General features: G+C 72.9%; 16 protein-coding genes. 13 read left to right on the top strand and 3 right to left on the bottom strand.

The genetic code is table 11. The features are described from left to right. The first annotated feature begins 75 nt into the window (after positions 1-75). Positions 76-1,422: a hypothetical protein gene (locus ACZ7HT_RS27605; protein ID WP_471170884.1), complete on the top strand. Its 1,347-nt coding sequence runs from the start codon at positions 76-78 to the stop codon at positions 1,420-1,422. On the opposite strand, the gene ACZ7HT_RS27600 is transcribed toward ACZ7HT_RS27605, so the two are convergent. Beyond that, positions 1,400-1,933, bottom strand: coding sequence for an NUDIX hydrolase (locus tag ACZ7HT_RS27600; protein WP_471170882.1), 534 nt, complete (start codon positions 1,931-1,933; stop codon positions 1,400-1,402). The genes ACZ7HT_RS27605 and ACZ7HT_RS27600 overlap by 23 nt on opposite strands. Before the next feature lie 215 nt (positions 1,934-2,148). On the opposite strand from ACZ7HT_RS27600, the gene ACZ7HT_RS27595 reads away from it, so the two are divergent. Further along, a complete protein-coding gene (locus tag ACZ7HT_RS27595; protein ID WP_471170880.1) occupies positions 2,149-2,592 on the top strand; it encodes a hypothetical protein in 444 nt (147 codons plus the stop codon). Between the two features lie 215 nt (positions 2,593-2,807). Here ACZ7HT_RS27595 and ACZ7HT_RS27590 read toward each other — a convergent pair whose 3' ends face one another. Beyond that, on the bottom strand, positions 2,808-3,395 hold the full coding sequence (locus tag ACZ7HT_RS27590) for a DNA-3-methyladenine glycosylase I (protein ID WP_471170936.1): 588 nt from the start codon (positions 3,393-3,395) through the stop codon (positions 2,808-2,810). A 202-nt stretch (positions 3,396-3,597) separates the two neighbouring features. Here ACZ7HT_RS27590 and ACZ7HT_RS27585 point away from each other — a divergent pair, with 202 nt between their 5' ends. The 11 genes from ACZ7HT_RS27585 (at position 3,598) to ACZ7HT_RS27535 (ending at position 13,744) form a co-directional block, all read left to right on the top strand. After that, positions 3,598-3,813, top strand: coding sequence for an antitoxin (locus tag ACZ7HT_RS27585; protein ID WP_471170878.1), 216 nt, complete (start codon positions 3,598-3,600; stop codon positions 3,811-3,813). A gap of 155 nt (positions 3,814-3,968) precedes the next feature. Next, positions 3,969-4,487, top strand: coding sequence for an O-acetyl-ADP-ribose deacetylase (locus ACZ7HT_RS27580; RefSeq protein WP_471170876.1), 519 nt, complete (start codon positions 3,969-3,971; stop codon positions 4,485-4,487). Between the two features lie 391 nt (positions 4,488-4,878). Then, complete coding sequence (locus ACZ7HT_RS27575; protein WP_471170874.1) at positions 4,879-5,184, top strand: hypothetical protein; 306 nt, start codon at positions 4,879-4,881, stop codon at positions 5,182-5,184. 184 nt (positions 5,185-5,368) lie between these two features. After that, positions 5,369-6,535 carry an acyl-CoA dehydrogenase family protein gene (locus ACZ7HT_RS27570; RefSeq protein ID WP_471170872.1) on the top strand — a complete coding sequence of 389 codons (1,167 nt, stop codon included), beginning with the start codon at positions 5,369-5,371 and terminating at the stop codon, positions 6,533-6,535. Beyond that, positions 6,532-7,461 (top strand): bifunctional MaoC family dehydratase N-terminal/OB-fold nucleic acid binding domain-containing protein, encoded by a 930-nt coding sequence (locus tag ACZ7HT_RS27565; protein WP_471170870.1) that lies wholly within the window; start codon positions 6,532-6,534, stop codon positions 7,459-7,461. Before ACZ7HT_RS27570 ends, ACZ7HT_RS27565 begins: the two co-directional genes overlap by 4 nt. 1 nt (position 7,462) lies before the next feature. After that, a complete protein-coding gene (locus ACZ7HT_RS27560; RefSeq protein ID WP_471170868.1) occupies positions 7,463-8,488 on the top strand; it encodes an acyl-CoA dehydrogenase family protein in 1,026 nt (341 codons plus the stop codon). Then, complete coding sequence (locus ACZ7HT_RS27555; RefSeq protein WP_471170866.1) at positions 8,488-8,871, top strand: MaoC family dehydratase; 384 nt, start codon at positions 8,488-8,490, stop codon at positions 8,869-8,871. The genes ACZ7HT_RS27560 and ACZ7HT_RS27555 overlap by 1 nt, the downstream gene beginning before the upstream one ends. Then, positions 8,868-10,034 (top strand): lipid-transfer protein, encoded by a 1,167-nt coding sequence (locus ACZ7HT_RS27550; protein ID WP_471170864.1) that lies wholly within the window; start codon positions 8,868-8,870, stop codon positions 10,032-10,034. Before ACZ7HT_RS27555 ends, ACZ7HT_RS27550 begins: the two co-directional genes overlap by 4 nt. Before the next feature lie 52 nt (positions 10,035-10,086). Further along, positions 10,087-11,220, top strand: coding sequence for a DUF1906 domain-containing protein (locus tag ACZ7HT_RS27545; RefSeq protein WP_471170862.1), 1,134 nt, complete (start codon positions 10,087-10,089; stop codon positions 11,218-11,220). 141 nt (positions 11,221-11,361) lie between these two features. Further along, positions 11,362-11,907 (top strand): SigE family RNA polymerase sigma factor, encoded by a 546-nt coding sequence (locus tag ACZ7HT_RS27540; RefSeq protein WP_471170860.1) that lies wholly within the window; start codon positions 11,362-11,364, stop codon positions 11,905-11,907. A gap of 184 nt (positions 11,908-12,091) precedes the next feature. After that, positions 12,092-13,744, top strand: coding sequence for a long-chain fatty acid--CoA ligase (locus ACZ7HT_RS27535; RefSeq protein ID WP_471170858.1), 1,653 nt, complete (start codon positions 12,092-12,094; stop codon positions 13,742-13,744). A 41-nt stretch (positions 13,745-13,785) separates the two neighbouring features. Here the strand turns inward: ACZ7HT_RS27535 and ACZ7HT_RS27530 are convergent, their stop codons facing one another. After that, positions 13,786-17,682 (bottom strand): PAS domain-containing protein, encoded by a 3,897-nt coding sequence (locus ACZ7HT_RS27530; RefSeq protein ID WP_471170856.1) that lies wholly within the window; start codon positions 17,680-17,682, stop codon positions 13,786-13,788. Positions 17,683-17,761: the final 79 nt, after the last annotated feature.

The following is a 17,761-nucleotide window of genomic DNA, read 5'->3' as shown; positions in this document are numbered from 1 at the left end:
TTACCCAACTTGGGTAACATCACCCTCGGTTGACCAAGTGCAGCGATCCGTAGTCCTCATGCCGGAGCGTGCCCGATGCCCGAGCCATCTCGCTCGAAGGAACTCCCGGTCAGCCTGCTCACGGACCCAGTGATGATCGATGCATGCCAGGCCAGAGACTTCGGCCGCATCTTTCAGCTGGTCAAGGCACGAGCAGGCATCTATCCGTCGATGGTCGCACGTCGCTGTGACCTGACCCCGAGCCGCGTGGGCGAGGTGATCGCCGGACGGCGGCAGCTGCTGCACATGGACGTGATCGAACGGATCTCGGATGGCCTGCGCATCCCCGGACACATGCTCGGCCTTGCCCGACGCTCCTGGGAGACGCCGCCCAGCCTGACGGTCACGCCCCGCGAACCGGCCGAAGTACCGGCCTCAGCCGTCGAACCACTGGCCGCCGGACTACCGGGGGCGGACGTCGACAGCATCCTCGCCCTGGCGGCCGAGCGGGATCTCAGCGCCTCGACGCTGGACGCGCTGCATTCGTCGATCGCGGACTACTGGCGCCGGGACGACGAGCACGGCGGCGAGACCTTACGGCCGGCGGTCGTCGGCCAGCTCCGCTACGTCGTCGATCTCCTCAAGGAACAGCGTCCGGCTCCTCTGCGGGACGGCCTGCACAGCATCGCGGCCGAGCTGGCCCGGCTCACCGGATGGACCTACTTCGACGCCCGCCAGTACAACCAGGCACGCGCCTACTTCACCGAGTCCCTCGGCCTGGCCAAGGCCATCGACGACCGGCAGTTCATGGCCAACGTCCTCGCCTGTATGAGCCTCCAGGCCACCTACCAGGACAAGCCTGGTGACGCCCTCGCACTCGTTACGGCCGCCCAGGACCAAGCCCGAACGGCCGCGGGGACGACACCGCGCGTGCTGGCCATGCTCGCGATGCGCGAAGCCTTCGCCCACGCCACCCTCGGCAACCACGGCGCCACCCACACCGCGATCTCGGAAGCCCACACCCAGTTCGGGCGGATCAGCACGGGTGATCCGGACCCGGCCTGGGTCGCCTACTTCGACGAACCGAAGCTGATTGTGGACACCGGCATCGCGCACGGCCGTTTGGGCGAAGCCGCCCTCGCCGAACCCCTCATCGCGGATGCTCTCCGCCGAGAACACCAGTCGAACCACCGGGGCCGCGCCTTCCACGCCTTCTGGCTCGCCCGCACCCAGCTCCAGCGCGGCAAACTCGACGAGGCGTGCCACACGGCCATGGATGCCCTGGCCCCGGCAGCGGCCGTCAGCTCGCAACGAGTCGCCGGCCACTTGCGGGAGTTCTACGAGCAGCTGGAGCCCTTCCGCCGGGAACCGGCCGCGGTGGCATTCGAGGCCCGGCTCCGGGAGGTACTGCCCCGCCAGGTCAGCGGATCGCCTCGTCCATGAGGACGTAGAGCAGCCCGACGAGGGAGCCGCTGCTGACGATCTCGCGACGGTCGATCATGCCCCGCACGTCGGCCAGAGGGATCCACTCGATCCGGTCCGACTCGTTCTTCTCGGTCGGCGGTCCTTCGTACGTCGCCCCGTTGGCCCGGAAGACGTGGTGCTGGGAGTCGGTGATGCCGTTGGCCGGCTCGGCGTAGATCAGCGGCTTGACCGGGCCAGGGCGCCAGCCGGTCTCCTCCAGCACCTCACGGGCCGCCGCATCGGCCGGCGTCTCACCCTCCTCCACCAGGCCCATGGGTAGCTCCCACGCCCAGGCATCCGTGATGAAGCGGTGCCGCCACATCATCAGGACCTCGCGCCGCTCGTTGACCACGGCGGCCACGGCCAGGTGCCGGAGCTTGACGACGTGGTGCTCCCAGCGGTTCCCGTCGGGCGTCTCGACGTCGGTGAGCCACAGGTTCACCCAGCTGTTCTCGTAGATCGGACGTTCACCGTGGATCTTCCACTGCATCGCTGCGGCCCCTCTCGATCGGCTTCCAGCATCGCAGAGCAGCGGCTAACTAAGGCGAGGTTCGACCAGGATTCATGTCAGGCTGACGAATAGCGCCACGTCTGCACCAACCGGTTCGCCACCTGGCGCGGGAGTGGCCACCCATGAGCCAGGGGGATGTCAGTGGCCGCTGTTAGCGTCCGGTCCGTTCTGGTTGAGCTGGGTGGGAGGGCCGTATGGGCGCGTCGGGGTGGGACTACTCAGTGCCGTATCAGGAAGATCTCGTCGGGGCGTTTGATGCGCTGAGGCGGAAGGTCTTCGAGGAGCGGGAGTACTACTGGGGTCCAGGCGGCGACTGGAGGCCGGAGGAGGAACGGCTGCCGTGGCCCGAGACCGAGGAGGAGCTGTGGGAGCACGAGCTCGTGCAGCACGATGGGACGCATTCGATCCTCGACATCTTCCAGATCATCGGACCGGACGAGGAGCCGGATTACTCCACGATGAAGCAGGTGACCGAGGAGGAGGCGCTGCTTGTCCTGGGCACGCGGAAGCTCACCCGGGCGCACGTGCCGAGGTTCGAGGAGTTCGACCACTGGCGTTGGTACGGGCGGTGCGCCGTGCTCCATGACGACCGGGGGGACCCGCAGGAGATCTACTTCTGGGGCTTCTCCGGCGACTGAGCCGACCCAGTGGACCAGGTGTGGACCGCCGGAGGCGGTGAGGGTTTCGGAAGGCGGGGAACGAGCAGGTCAGCCATGTGCGAGAGGCTTCCCGCAGCACCCTCTTGAAAACCGTCGTGGCAGCGATGTCACCGTGGGTTCAAATCCCACACCCACCGCCAGGTCAGAGAACGTGCTGATCAGAAGGGGTGTCCCGACCGAGGGGCGCCCCTTCGTCATGGGGCTTGTCTCACGGACCAGTCCGGCAGTCGGCACGGGGCACGGACCAGTCCGGCAGTCGGCACGGGGGCACGGGCCGGACCGGCTGTCGCAGGGGTGTCGGTCTGTCTCAGCCCCCGAGCACCCGGTGGCGGAAGCAGTCGGTCGTGTGGTCGTTGGTCAGCCCGGCGGCCTGCATGAAACGCGTAGGCCGTCGTGGGGCCGACGAACCGGAACCCGTGGCGCCTGAGCCCGCGGCTGAGGGCCCGGGCCGTCTCCATGGTGGCGGGGACGGCCTCCGCCGTGGCGTGCCGGGGGCGCAGCGGCTGATGGTCCTTGAACGACCAGACGTAGTCGTCCAGGCCGCCTTCGGAGTGGCGCAGCTCCAGTACGGCGCGGGCGTTGCCGAGGACCGAGGAGATCTTTCCGCGGTGGCGGATGATGCCCGGATCGCGCAGGAGCCGGTCCACCCGGTCGTCGGACCACGCGGCGATCGCCTCGGGGTCGAAGGCGGCGAACGCCCGGCGGAAGCCGTCCCGGCGGGCCGGCACGGTGGACCAGCTCAGACCGGCCTGGGCGCCTTCCAGGGTGAGCAGTTCGAACAGGGCCCGCCCGCCGCCTGCTGCGCCGCCTCAACGAGCAGCTGCGCCGGCGCGCGGACTCGGTGTGAGCCCGGTATCGGGGTTCCCTCCGGCCTTGACGTCTCCAGGGCGCCCCCCTTTTCCCGTGGCCCGGGTGCTCTGCGGATGCGGTTCCGGCGGTGCGCCGTGATGCTGGAGGGGCTGGAACAGCGGCTAGGAGGCCAGGATGTCTATGTTCGACAAGATCAAGGGAATGCTGAAGGGCCACGAGGACCAGGTCTCCCAGGGCATCGACAAGGCCGGCGACATGGTCGACGAGAAGACGCAGGGCAAGTACGCGAAGCACGTCGACACCGCGCAGGAGAAGCTCAAGCAGCAGCTGGGCGGCGAGGGCCAGGGCCAGGGGCAGGCTCAGGGGCAGGACAACCCGCCGCAGCAGTAGCCCTATTTCGGTTGGCCCGCGCGGCCCGAACGGCTTGAATCCAGGGAAGTCCAGGGAAGTCCAGGGAAGTCCAAGGCAATCCAGGGACATCCAAGGGCATTCAGGGACATTCAGCGATCGGGTCGGAGACGGACGACCGAAGGAAGGCTCTTCTCGTGGTGCGCATCGTGCTCGTCCAGGGGGACATCACCGCCGAGGCCGCGGACGCCGTGGTCAACGCCGCGAACTCCTCGCTGCTCGGGGGCGGCGGGGTCGACGGGGCCATCCACCGGAAGGGCGGCCCGGAGATCCTCGCCGCCTGCCAGGAACTGCGCTGCTCGCACTACGGCAAGGGCCTGCCGACCGGGCGGGCCGTGGCGACCACGGCGGGGCGGCTGCCGGCCCGGCACGTGATCCACACGGTCGGTCCGGTCTGGTCGCGGGACGAGGACCGCTCGGAGCTCCTCGCCTCCTGCTACCGCGAATCGCTGCGGGTCGCCGACGAGTTGGGGGACCGTACGGTCGCCTTCCCGGCCATCTCCACCGGGATCTACGGCTGGCCGATGGCGGACGGCGCCCGGATCGCGGTGGAGACGGTGCGGGCGGCCCGTACCGAGGTCGAGGAGGTCCGCTTCGTCCTCTTCGACGCGGCGGCGTACGGCGCCTTCGAGGCGGCCGTGCGCGAAGCCTCGTAGTCTCCGGTGCGGGAACACGCGTTCCTGATTCATCCGTACGTCCGATCCCCCTGGCCCGGCGACGCGCCGTCGAGGCGCGCCGGGAGGGAGATCGGCGGAAAATCTGCCGGAACGCTTCCTCCCTTGCGGCGCACCGGCCGTGCGGCCCCCCGCCCCCCTCCTCCCATGTGAGCTGCGGCTTTCCTCGTACTGACGGGGTTTATCAGCTTGTCCTCACGCTTGCGGGGGAATCGGTCGCTCCGGGGTGGTTCGCCGGGGATTCGGTGGGCAACTCTGGATTCGCGACGTCGAGCACAACGACCGAGGCGGTCGGCCAACTGCCTTGGACATAGCCGAACTTCAGAGCAGTTCCGTGCAGAAGCAACAGCATTCAGTTCCCGGAGGAACAGACATGGCAAGCATCCGTACCGCCCGCATCCTCGCCGCTGCCGCCGCCCTGCCCCTCGCCGCCGCGCTCTTCACCGGGGTGGCCCAGGCCGACAACGGCGGTTTCGCGGACGACGGATCGAACACGAGCGTCGCCACGATCATCGGCAGCGGAGTCGGCGGGGCCAACCTCGGCAACTCGACCACGACGCAGCAGGTGGCGACCGGTTCCGGTGCCTCCAACCAGAACAACACCGCGAGCGTGAACGGCTCGGCCTTCACCCACATCGACCAGTCCAACAACGTGGTCAACTTCCTTCCCTGGTGGTGACCGGGGCAGCACGGCGATCGGCCCGACGGGGGGCGTGACCGTGGTGTGAACGACGGCCCGCGCGGCGGTACTTCGGTACCGGCGTGCGGGCCGTCGCGTTTTCCCGCACGGCGCCGACCTTGACAGGGATCCTGAATCTGACGGACAGTCAGAAACCTCAGTCGTCCCACGGGAGGCCGTCGCCGTGCACCTCGCCCCGACCGAGCGGCAGCTGCGGCTGCGCGCCGAACTCCGCGCGTACTTCAGGGGGCTGATGCCCGATCGTCCGTCCCCCACCACAGACCCCGCCGCCCAGCGGCGGCTGCTCCGCCGGATCGGAGCCGACGGGCTGCTCGGACTCGGCTGGCCCGAGGAGTACGGGGGGCAGGGCCGCGGGCCCGACGAGCAGTTCGTCTTCTTCGACGAGGCGTACCGCGCGGGCGCCCCCGTCTCGATGGTCACCCTCAACACCGTCGGACCCACGCTCATGGCGTACGGGACCGAGGAGCAGAAGGCGTTCTTCCTGCCCCGGATCCTGCGCGGCGAGACCGTCTTCGCCATCGGCTACAGCGAGCCCGAGGCCGGCACCGACCTCGCCTCCCTGCGTACCCGGGCCGTGCGCGACGGGGACTCCTGGCTGATCGACGGGCAGAAGATCTTCACCTCCAACGCCCAGAACGCCGACTGGATCTGGCTCGCCTGCCGCACGGACCCGGACGCGCCGCCGCACCGCGGGATCTCCATCGTCCTCGTCCCCACCGACTCCCCCGGCTTCTCCTGGACCCCGATCGAGACGGTGGGCGGACTGGCGACGACCTCCACCTACTACGACGGGATACGGGTCCCCGCGGGCAACCTCGTCGGGCCCGAGCACGGCGGCTGGGGCCTCATCACCAGCCAGCTCAACCACGAGCGGGTCGCCCTCGCCGCGATCGGCATGCAGGCCGAGGACTTCTTCGCGGCCGTCCTCGACCGGGCCCGCACCCCCGATCCGGTGACGGGACGGCGTCGCATCGACGAGCCGTGGGTCCGGATCCGGGCCGCCGAGGCGCACGCCCGGCTGGCCGCGACCCGCCTCCTCAACTGGCGTCTCGTCGGCGACGTGGGGGCCGGCCGGCTGGCCCCGGGGGACGCGAGCGGCGTGAAGTTCGCGGGAACCGAGTCGGCGGTGGAGGTGTACCGCATCTGCCAGGAGATCGCGGGCGGTCCGGGGACGGTGCGCACGGGCTCTCCGGGGGACTTCGACGGCGGTGAGCTGGAGCGGATGAACCGGGCCGCGCAGATCAACACCTTCGGGGGCGGCGTGAGCGAGGTGCAGCGCGAGATCGTCGCGAGGATGCGGCTCGGCATGAAGGCGAGGAGCCGGCGATGAGCGACACGGACGACGGGCTGTACGAGCGGCTCGTGGCCTTCGAGGGGCGGCCCGCCGCCACCGCCGGGACCGGCAAGGACCCGGTCAACCTGCCCATGATCAGGCACTGGTGCGAGGCCATGGGCGACGAGCACCCCGCCTACCGGGGGCCGGACGCCGTCGCGCCCCCGACGATGCTCCAGGCGTGGACGATGGGCGGCCTCTCCGGGCACACCGACCGCTCCTCGGCGTACGAGGAGCTGTTCGCCCTCCTCGACGGCGCCGGCTACACCTCGGTCGTCGCCACCGACTGCGAGCAGGAGTACCTGCGGCCGCTGCGCCCCGGCGACGAGATCGGCTTCGACACCGTCATCGAGTCCGTCTCGCCGCGCAAGACCACCAAGCTCGGCACCGGCCACTTCGTGACGACCCGGACGGACGTCCGCGCCGACGGCGAACTCGCCGGCACGCACCGCTTCCGCATCCTCAAGTACGCCCCCGCCGCCCGGCCTTCCCCCGCCCGGCCTTCCCCGCAGGCCGAGGAGCCCCGCCGCCCCCGGCCCGTCGTCAACCGCGACAACGCCGGATTCTGGGAGGGCGTGGCCGCGCACCGGCTGCTGATCCAGCGGTGCGGCGACTGCGCGGCCCTGCGCTTCCCCTGGCTGCCGGGGTGCGCCGACTGCGGCTCGCGGGAGTGGGACACGGTCGAGGCGAGCGGCGCCGGGACGGTCTTCTCGTACGTGGTGATGCACCACCCGTCCTTCCCGGCCTTCGAGCCGCCTTACGCCGTCGGGCTGATCGAGCTGGCCGAGGGCGTGCGGATGATCAGCAACGTGGTGGGGGTGCCGTACGACAAGGTGCGGATCGGGATGCCCGTCCGCCTTGAGTTCCTGCGGGTCGACGAGGACCTCGAACTCCCCGTCTTCCGTGCGGGAGGGGAGGACTGACATGGACTTCACCCCCACCGAGGAGCAGGAGGCCGCCCGGGAGCTCGCCGGGCGGATCTTCGCCGACCTCTCCACGCACGAGCGGCTCCGGGCCGCCGGGACCGGCACGGACGCCGAGCTCTGGAAGGCGCTCTGCGCCGCCGGGCTGCCGGGCGCCGTCGAGGAGACCGGTCTGCTCGGCCTGGTCCTGCTCCTGGAGGAGCAGGGGCGCAGGACGGCGCAGGTGCCGTTCGCCGCGAGCTGTGCGTACGGGATCCTCGCCGTCGCCCGGCACGGTACGGAGGAGCAGCGCGCCCGGCTGCTGCCCGGTCTGCGCGACGGTACGACGGTGGCGACGGGCGCGTTCCCGGCGCCGGGCACGGTCACCGCGGGTGCAAGGGGACTGAGCGGCGCCGTGGACTGGGTGCCCTGGCTCAGGGACGCCACCCACGTCCTCGTACCGGACGGGGAGCGCGCCCTGTGGCTGGTCCGCACCGAGGACGCGGCCGCCGTCGAGGCGGTCGAGCTCACCGCGCCCTGGTCCGCGGCCCGGCTCGTCCTCGACGGGACGCCGGCCGAGCGTCTCGGCGGCGGCGGGGCCCACGACGACGTGCTCACCGCCGCGCGGGTCGCCTTCGCCGGACTGCAGGCGGGGGTGTGCGCCGGTTCGCTCGCGCGGGCCGTGGAGTACACGTCCGTACGGGAACAGTTCGGGCGGCCGCTCTCGACCCGTCAGGCGGTGCAACTGCGGGCCGCCGACGCCCACATGGACACCGAGGCCATCCGGGTCACGGCCTACGAGGCCGCCTGGCGCTTCGACGAGGGCCTCGACGCCGCCGGGGCGGCCCTGACCGCCGCGTGGTGGGCCTCCGAGGCGGGCAAGCGGGTCGTGCACGCCGGGCAGCACCTCCACGGCGGCATGGGCGCGGACCTCGACCACCCCGTCCACCGGCACTTCCTCTGGGGCCGGCAGCTCGACGCGTACCTGGGCAGCGGCACCGAACTCCTCGCCGGACTCGGCGACCTGCTCGCAGAGAGGGACCTGTGATGAAGCCCGGAGACGAGCTGCCGCCGCTGAGCATCCCGATCACCCGCACCCTGATCGTCGCCGGGGCCGTCGCCTCCCGCGACTACCAGGACGTGCACCACGACGCCGAGCTGGCCCGGGAGAAGGGCTCCCCTGACGTCTTCATGAACATCCTCACGACCAACGGGCTCGTCGGCCGGTACGTCACCGACCACTTCGGCCCCCGGTCCGTCCTCCGCAAGGTCGCCATCCGCCTCGGCGCCCCCAACTACCCCGGAGACACCATGGTCCTCACCGGCACGGTCACGGACGTCGACGGGGACACGGCGAGCGTGCAGGTCGTCGGCGCCAACGGGCTCGGGCACCACGTCACCGGGACGGTCACCGTGGAGGTGGCGCGATGAGCGTCCGCGGCCGGGACACGCTCGGCGGGCGGGCGGCCGTCGTGGGCATCGGGGCGACCGCGTTCTCCAAGGACTCCGGCCGCAGCGAACTCTCCCTCGCCGTCGAGGCCGTGCGCGCGGCCCTCGACGACGCCGGGCTCAGCCCCGCCGACGTCGACGGCCTGGTCACCTTCACGATGGACACCAACCCCGAGATCACCGTCGCCCAGGCGTCCGGGATGGGCGAGCTGTCGTTCTTCTCCCGCGTGCACTACGGGGGCGGTGCCGCCTGCGCCACCGTGCAGCAGGCCGCGCTCGCCGTCGCCGCCGGGATCGCGGAGGTCGTCGTCTGCTACCGGGCGTTCAACGAGCGCTCGGGGCGCCGCTTCGGTTCCGGCGTCCAGCAGCGCGAGCCCTCGGCCGAGGGCGCCGCCCTCGGCTGGCAGCTGCCGTTCGGGCTGCTCACCCCGGCCTCCTGGGTCGCCATGGCCGCCCAGCGGTACCTGCACACGTACGGTCTCACCCCGGACGCCTTCGGCCATGTCGCCGTCACCGACCGGCGGTACGCGGCGACCAACCCCGCCGCGTACTTCCACGGGAAGCCGATCACCCTCGCCGACCACGCCGCCTCGCGCTGGATCGCCGAGCCGCTCCGGCTCCTCGACTGCTGCCAGGAGACCGACGGCGGCCAGGCGATCGTCGTCACCTCCGTCGAGCGCGCCCGCGACCTGCCGCGCCCGCCCGCCGTGATCCTGGCGGCGGCCCAGGGCGCCGGGCGGAAGCAGGAGGCCATGACCAGCTTCTACCGGGACGGTCTCACCGGGCTGCCGGAGATGGGCGTGGTGGCCCGTCAGCTCTGGCGGACGTCAGGACTCGCGCCCTCCGACATCGACGTGGGCATCCTCTACGACCACTTCACCCCGTTCGTCCTGATGCAGCTGGAGGAGTTCGGCTTCTGCGGGCCCGGGGAGGCGGCCGGCTTCGTCGCGGCGGACGCGCTCCCGCTGAACACCCACGGGGGGCAGCTCGGCGAGGCCTACCTGCACGGCATGAACGGCATCGCGGAGGCGGTGCGGCAGATCCGCGGCACGTCGGTGAATCAGGTGCCCGGCGCGGCCCGGACTTTGGTCACGGCGGGCACGGGGGTTCCCACGTCCGGGTTGATCCTGGGCACGGACGGCTGAGGCGACGGCCTGAGCGGTGGCCGGGCGGGGCGGGCGGATCTTCACTCGCGCCATGAGCACTCGCACGCCGCCGGCACCCGAAGCCGTTCCCGCACCCGAAGCCATCCCCGCACCCGCCGTCGAGGGAAGCCGAACGTCCGCACCCGCGCGTCTTCTGCCCCCACGGTCGGCAGCCGTCCGCCCGCACCCCGCGCCGTCTCCCGGCGCGCGGGCGCGGGCCGTGGTCGCCGCCCTGACGGTGGCGCTGGCCGGGACGGTCCTCCTCAACGCCCCGCCCCCGCCACCACTGTCGTCGACGGAAGCCGAACGCCCGCCCGTGACCACCATGGGGGCGGTCGCCGCGACGACGACCCGCGCGATGGCCAGGCCCGGGGCCCCCGGTGCTCCCGGTGGCGCCGCCACCACCCCCGTCACCTTCTCCGGAAAGGCCTTCGACACCTGCGAGGCGCCGTCCCTCACGGTGATGAAGGCCTGGCGGGGATCCCCGTACGGGGCCGTCGGGATCTACTTCGGCGGGCGGGGCCGCGGCTGCCCCGTACAGAAGGAGCTCACCCCCACCTGGGTCGCCTCCGCCCACGCCATGGGCTGGCGGCTGCTGCCCCTCTTCGTCGGCTCCCAGGCGCCGTGCGTGGACTCCCTCGCCAAGCGGAAGTACGCCATCGGCAGCAACCCCACGAGCCAGGGCACCAAGGAGGGCGGCGACGCGGTGAAGGCGGCGAAGGCCCTCGGGATCGGCACGAGCAGCCCGCTCTACCTGGACATCGAGGCGTACCGGCGGGGTGACACGAGCTGCGCCGCGACCACCCTCGCCTTCGTCCGCGCCTGGAACCGCGAGGTGCGGCGCCTCGGCTACCTGCCCGGTTTCTACAGCAGCGCCGACACGGGCGTGCGGGACATGGAGACGCAGCGGGTGGCGGGGACGAAGGACCTGCCGGGCGTGATGTGGTTCGCGCGCTGGCGGGGGGTGCCGGGGCTGCTCACCGAGTCGGTGCTGCACCCCGAGGCCTGGACGCCGCACGCCCGGATCCACCAGTACGTGGGGAACGTGACGGAGACGTACGGCGGGCGCACCCTCGCCATCGACCGCAACGCGATGGACGCGCCCGTGGCCCGGGTCACCACCCCCGCCGCGTTCGCGGCCCGCGTCCCCGTACCCCTGTCGTTCGTGGACTCCCAGCGCCGCTGACGGGGGGCCGACCCTGACGCGGGTGACCCGGGTCTCCACCCAGAGGAGGTGCAGTCGTCCCCACCCCTACAACCTGAGGCGGACGGCGGTTCGGGACCTGGGGCCGATCCGCCGGGGCCGGGCCGCTCCTAGCGTGGAGTCATGACTCCGCCACCCTCTGGCCCCGTCTGCGCCGGTGCCTCGCAGTACGCGTCGTTCCCGACCTTCACCTCGTACGTACGGGCGCGTGGACCCGTGCTCCTGCGCACCGCGCGCTCCCTGACCGCCAACCCCTCGGACGCGGAGGACCTCCTCCAGACCGCGCTGGCCAAGACCTTCATGGCCTGGGAGCGCATCGAGGACCACCGCGCCCTGGACGGCTACGTCCGCCGCGCGCTGCTCAACACCCGCACGTCCCAGTGGCGCAAGCGCAAGGTCGACGAGTTCGTCTGCGAGGAGCTGCCGGAGCCGCCCGGTCTCCCGGAGCCGGACCCGGCTGAGCGGCAGGTGCTGCACGACGCGATGTGGCGTGCGGTCCTGAAGCTGCCGGAGCGGCAGCGCCAGATGGTGGTGCTGCGGTACTACGAGGACCTCAGCGAGGCCCAGACGGCCGAGGTGCTCGGGGTGTCGGTCGGGACGGTGAAGAGCGCGGTGTCCCGGGCGCTCGGGAAGCTCCGCGAGGACCCGGAGCTGACGCCCGTACGGTAGGACACGCCGGTCGGCGACCTGCTCCTCGCCCTACGGCAGGACACGGGCAGGACACACCGCTCGGCGGCTCGCGCCAGTGAACACTGGCAATTTACGTACTCTCGGGTAGTGACATACCGCGCGGTACGTGCGCAGAATCTGCACACCCCCTCTGCCCACGTAGCGCCCACCGGGAGGACGCCCCGTGTACAGCACCATGCAGGACGTACAACTGACCGTGAGCCGCATCCTCCAGCACGGGATGACGATCCACGGGAAGTCCACCATCACCACCTGGACGGGCGAGCCCGAGCCGCAGCGCCGCACGTTCGCGGAGGCCGGAACGCGCGCGCACCAGCTGGCCCACGCCCTGCGCGACGAACTCGGCGTCACCGGCGACCAGCGCGTGGCGACCCTCATGTGGAACAACGCCGAGCACGTCGAGGCGTACTTCGCGATCCCCTCCATGGGCGCGGTGCTCCACACCCTCAACCTCCGGCTGCCCGCCGAGCAGCTGGTGTGGATCGTCAACCACGCCGCCGACCGGGTCGTCCTCGTCAACGGCTCCCTGCTGCCCCTCCTCGCCCCGCTGCTCCCGCACCTGCCGACGGTCGAGCACGTCGTCGTCGCCGGCCCGGGCGACCGCTCCGTCCTGGACGGCGCGGCCCCGCGCGTGCACGACTACGAGGAGCTGATCGCCGGCCGCCCGACCGCGTACGACTGGCCGGAGCTGGACGAGCGCACGGCCGCCGCGATGTGCTACACCTCCGGCACCACCGGGGACCCGAAGGGCGTCGTCTACTCCCACCGCTCCATCTACCTGCACTCCATGCAGGTGAACATGTCCGAGTCGATGGGGCTCACCGCCAAGGACACGAGCCTCGTCGTCGTCCCGCAGTTCCACGTCAACGCCTGGGGCCTGCCGCACGCCACCTTCATGACCGGCATCAACATGCTCATGCCGGACCGCTTCCTCCAGCCTGCGCCGCTCGCCGAGATGATCGAGCGCGAGAAGCCGACCCACGCGGCCGCCGTCCCCACCATCTGGCAGGGCCTGCTCGCCGAGGTCACCGCGCACCCCCGCGACCTCTCCTCGATGACCCAGGTCACCATCGGCGGCGCCGCCTGTCCGCCCTCCCTCATGGAGGCGTACGACCGGCTCGGCGTCCGGCTCTGCCACGCCTGGGGCATGACGGAGACCTCCCCGCTGGGCACGATGGCCCACCCGCCGCACGGCCTCACGGCCGAGGAGGAGTGGCCGTACCGCGTCACTCAGGGACGTTTCCCCGCCGGTGTCGAGGCGCGCCTGGTCGGCCCCGGCGGCGAGCACCTCCCCTGGGACGGCGAGTCGGCGGGCGAGCTGGAGGTGCGCGGCACCTGGATCGCCGGCGCGTACTTCGGCGGCGTCGACGCCGAGGAGATCCGCCCCGCCGACAAGTTCAGCGAGGACGGCTGGCTCAAGACCGGCGACGTGGGCGTGATCAGCCCGGACGGCTACCTCACCCTCACCGACCGCGCCAAGGACGTCATCAAGTCGGGCGGCGAGTGGATCTCCAGCGTCGATCTGGAGAACGCCCTGATGGCGCACCCGGCGGTCGCCGAGGCCGCCGTCGTCGCGGTGCCGGACGAGAAGTGGGGCGAGCGCCCGCTCGCCACCGTCGTCCTCAAGGAGGGCGAGACGGCCGACTACGAGACGCTGCGGACCTTCCTCGCCGACGAGGGCGGCATCGCGAAGTGGCAGCTGCCGGAGCGCTGGGCGATCGTGGCGGCGGTGCCGAAGACGAGCGTCGGCAAGTTCGACAAGAAGGTCATCCGCAGGCAGTACGCGGAGGGCGAGCTGGACGTGACCCAGCTGTAGGGAACCGCTGGGAAGGGGGAGGGCCACGGCCCTCCCCCTTCCTAGTTGGTGCCGATCTTCGCGAGCAGGTCGACGATCCGCGCCTGGACCTCGGCGCTGTTCGACCGCTCGGCGAGGAACAGGACCGTCTCGCCGGAGTCCAGCTTCGGCAGCTCCTCCTCGACGAGGTCGGACGAGGTGTAGACGACGAGCGGAGTGCGGTTCAACTGCCCGTTCGCGCGCAGCCAGTCGATGATCCCGGCCCGGCGGCGGCGCACCTGCATCAGGTCCATCACCACCAGGTTCGGCCGGGTCTGGGCGGCCAGCATGACCGCCTCGGTGTCCGTCTCCGCCTGCGCGACCTGCATCCCGCGCCGCTCCAGGGTCGTCGCGAGCGCCTCCGCGATGGACTCGTTCTCCTCGATCAGCAGGACCCGCGACGGGTGCTGCTCGCTGTCGCGCGGCGCGAGCGCCTTGAGGAGTACGGCGGGATCCGCGCCGTACGCGGCCTCCCGGGTCGCCTGGCCGAGCCCGGCCGCGAGCAGCACCGGCACCTCGGCGGCGACGGCGGCCTGACGCAGCGACTGGAGTGCCGTCCGGGTGATGGGCCCGGTCAGCGGGTCGACGAAGAGCGCGGCCGGGAAGGCGGCGATCTGCGCGTCGACCTCCTCGCGGGAGTGCACGATCACCGGCCGGTAGCCGCGGTCGCTCAGCGCCTGCTGCGTGGAGACGTCGGGCGCGGGCCAGACGAGCAGCCGGCGCGGGTTGTCCAGGGGCTCCGGGGGCAGCTCGTCGTCGATGGGCTGCGGGGCGGGCCGGTTGGCGACCTCGACCGCGCCCCCGGGGCCGTCGAGCGGCTCGGGCCCCTCGGCGGAACCCTCGGCGGGCGCCCCTATGGCGTACGAGCGGCCCTCGGCCGGGGTGTCGTGCGGGGAAGGCGCCGGCGCGGTCGGCTGCGGCCTGGCCCCGGCGGGCGCGGGCAGCGCGGCCGGGACCGGCGGGTCGACCTCGGGCGGGGTGGCGAGCCTGCGCCGCCGCCCGGAGCCGTTGGACGGTGCGGCGGGAGCGGCCGCCGGGGCGGGCGGGACGAAGGGGACGCCCTGCCCGAGGGTGCGGACGCTGAACGCCCGCCCCTGGGTCGAGTCCTTCGACACGGACATCGGCATCGGCAGCTCGGGAGGCAGCGGTACGGAGCCGGTGCCGGTCCCGGTGCTGTTGCCGTTGCTCGGCACGGGCTGTGCGGGCTGCAAGGCCTGCGCGGGCTCCGGTACGGCGGCCTCCGTCGCGGGCTCCGTCACGGCCTCCGGCCGTGGAAGCGCCACGGCGCGCCGCCGCCCGGTCGGCTCGACCGCCGCGGGCGCCTCGGCCTGCGGCTGGACGTGCGGGTGGGGCTGCGGCGGCGTGTGGCCGGCACCCGGGACACCCCGTACGGCCTCGTGCTGACCCTCGTCGGAGACCGGCAGCGGCCCGGCCTCGGGAGCGGCCTCACGGTCGGCCTCGGCGGGCCCGAGCGCGAACGGGGTACGGGGCCCGGCCTCGGCCGCGGCGGCCCGCTCCTGCGCGGCGGCGAGCGCACGCCGGCGGCGACCGCTCGGCCGGACTTCCTCGGGGGCGGAGGCCGGGGCGGAGGCGACGGCGGGCAGGGCGAGGGCCAGGGCGGGAGCCCCCGTCGGCTCGACCGCGACGCCCTGCGGCGGCACGGCCGCACCGAGCGCGGGACGCCCCTGCGCGCCCTCGGCGGCGGTCACCACGGAACCCTCGGCGGGCCGGCCCCGACGGCGCCCGGTGGGCTCCACGGGGGCGCCGGAGGGCACCGGGGACTCCACGGCCGTGTTCAGCTGGGCGGGGATCAGCTCGGCGGGCTCTCCCGTACGGGCACGGCGGCGCCCGCTCGGCTCGGCACCGCGCTCGCCCTCGGGCGCGACGGCGCTCTCCAGGAAGGCGTCCGTCGAAGCACGCCGGGCCCGCCGCCGCCCGCCACCGGAGGTCTCGGCGCCGGGGTCGGCGGCCGGAACCGGGTGGGCCCCGGAACCCGCGACCGTGGCGCCGGCGAGGGTCCCGTCGGGCGTCCCGCCGGGGGCACCGGCCGAGGTCCCGCCGAGCGTGCCGCCCGGGGCACCGGGACCCGCGACCGTGGCGCCGACGAGAGTCCCGCCGGGCGTCCCGCCCGGGGCACCGGCGAGGGTCCCGTCAGGCGTCCCGCCCGGGGCACCGGATCCCGCGACCGTCATGCCGGCGGGGGTCCCGACGGGCGCCCTGCCCGGGGTCGTCGTGCCGGCGCCGGGGAGCCCGCCGGGAGCCGCGACGGACGGCGTCTCGGCGACCGGGGCGCCGGACGCCTGCGCCGGGAGCGCGAGGGCCCCGCGCGCGCCGGCGGGCGCGTCGCCCGGCTCCGGCGCGGGCGCGGGGACCGTGCCCCGACCGGCCCCGAGCGGCACCTCGACCACGTACGCGCCGCCGCTCGTCCCCGGCACCTCGTGGGTCTGCACGACACCGCCGTGCGCCGCCACGATCCCGCGGACGACGGGCCCGTGGACCGGGTCGCCGCCCGCGTACGGGCCGCGGACCTCGATCCGTACGACGTCACCGCGCTGTGCGGCCGCGACGACGATCGTGGAGTCGCTGGGGGTCCGCTCGGCCTTGCTCTTGCCGGTCGCGTCGACGCCGGCGACGTCCGCGACGAGGTGCGCGAGGGCGGTCGTGAGCCGGGCCGCGTCCACCTCGGCCTCGATGGGCGGCGCGTGCACGGCGAACTGGGCGCGGCCGGGCCCGATCAGCTCGACGGCGGCGTCGATGCCGCCGGTCACGATCCCGTCGAGCAGCACCACGTCCTTGGCGAGCTTCTCGGCACCGGCGTCGAGCCGCTGGAAGCCGAGGACGTTGTCGACGAGTGCGGTCATCCGGGCGTACCCGGCGGCGAGGTGGTGCAGGACCTGGTTGGCCTCGGGCCACAGCTGCCCGGCGTCGTCGGCGGCGAGGGTGCCCAGCTGGGTGCGCAGCTCCTCAAGGGGCCCGCGCAGCGACTCGGCGAGGACGGCGGTCAGCTGCTCGTGGCGGGCGGCGAGGGCGGCGTACCGCTCCGCCTGGGCCTCGCGCTCCGCCGCGTGCCGCTCGGCGCGGTCGGCGAGCTCGGTGGCGTGCTCCTCGACGAGCTGCTCGTACGGCCTGCGGTCGGTGAAGGTCATGACCGCGCCGACGAGCTGGTCCCCGTCCCGTACCGGAGCGGTCGTCAGGTCGACCGGCACCCGGTCGCCCTTCTTCGCCCACAGGACCTGCCCGCGGACCCGGTGCTTGCGCCCGGACTTGAGGGTGTCGGCGAGCGGCGACTCCTCGTACGGGAAGGGCTCGCCGTCGGCGCGCTTGGCGAGGATCAGCGGGTGCAGCTCCTGGCCGCCGAGCTCTCCGGCGCGGTAGCCGAGGATCTGCGCGGCGGCGGGGTTCACGAGGACGACCCGGCCGTCCGTGTCGGTGCCGACGACGCCCTCGGCCGCGGCGCGCAGGATCATCTCGGTCTGCCGCTGCGAGCGGGCGAGTTCGGCCTCGGTGTCGAGGGTGCCGGTGAGGTCGCGGACGACGAGCATGAGCAGCTCGTCGCCGGTGTAGCCGCCGTACGAGTCGTAGGCCTCGCGGCCGTCCTCCAGGCTGGCGTTGGACACCTCGACGGGGAACTCGGAGCCGTCCGTGCGGCGGGCGATCATCCGGGTCGGCTTGGTGCGGCCCCGCTCGTCGGCGCCGTCGGGGCGGCGCATGGAGCCGGGGATGAGGCGCGAGTCGAACTCGGGCAGGAGATCCAGCAGGCCACGCCCGACGAGCGCGGTGCCGGGCGTCTCGAACATGCCGAGGGCGATCGTGTTGGCGTTGACGACCGTGCCGTTGCAGTTGACGAGCACGAGGCCGTCGGGGAGGGCGTCGAGTATGGCTGCGAGGCGAGCAGCGCCCCGGGATGGCCTGCTGCTCACGACGACGCTTCCTCCCAGACGCACTGCACGTGCTCGCCCTATCGGCCGGCCGGCCCCATCTTGCCCCTCGGGCCGCAGC

The sequence above is a fragment of the Streptomyces sp. NPDC037410 genome, assembly GCF_055602235.1.
Note: the sequence above shows the minus strand (reverse complement) of the source record. Positions and strands in the feature narration are given on the sequence as shown.

Bases quoted from the DNA above. Each gene is read 5' to 3' on its own strand.
- ACZ7HT_RS27595 (WP_471170880.1), top strand. From the start codon at position 2,149: ATGGGCGCGTCGGGGTGGGACTACTCAGTGCCGTATCAGGAAGATCTC.
- ACZ7HT_RS27540 (WP_471170860.1), top strand. From the start codon at position 11,362: ATGACTCCGCCACCCTCTGGCCCCGTCTGCGCCGGTGCCTCGCAGTAC.
- ACZ7HT_RS27550 (WP_471170864.1), top strand. From the start codon at position 8,868: ATGAGCGTCCGCGGCCGGGACACGCTCGGCGGGCGGGCGGCCGTCGTG.
- ACZ7HT_RS27545 (WP_471170862.1), top strand. From the start codon at position 10,087: ATGAGCACTCGCACGCCGCCGGCACCCGAAGCCGTTCCCGCACCCGAA.
- ACZ7HT_RS27565 (WP_471170870.1), top strand. From the start codon at position 6,532: ATGAGCGACACGGACGACGGGCTGTACGAGCGGCTCGTGGCCTTCGAG.
- ACZ7HT_RS27585 (WP_471170878.1), top strand. From the start codon at position 3,598: ATGTCTATGTTCGACAAGATCAAGGGAATGCTGAAGGGCCACGAGGAC.
- ACZ7HT_RS27600 (WP_471170882.1), bottom strand. From the start codon at position 1,933: ATGCAGTGGAAGATCCACGGTGAACGTCCGATCTACGAGAACAGCTGG.
- ACZ7HT_RS27555 (WP_471170866.1), top strand. From the start codon at position 8,488: ATGAAGCCCGGAGACGAGCTGCCGCCGCTGAGCATCCCGATCACCCGC.
- ACZ7HT_RS27605 (WP_471170884.1), top strand. From the start codon at position 76: ATGCCCGAGCCATCTCGCTCGAAGGAACTCCCGGTCAGCCTGCTCACG.
- ACZ7HT_RS27575 (WP_471170874.1), top strand. From the start codon at position 4,879: ATGGCAAGCATCCGTACCGCCCGCATCCTCGCCGCTGCCGCCGCCCTG.
- ACZ7HT_RS27560 (WP_471170868.1), top strand. From the start codon at position 7,463: ATGGACTTCACCCCCACCGAGGAGCAGGAGGCCGCCCGGGAGCTCGCC.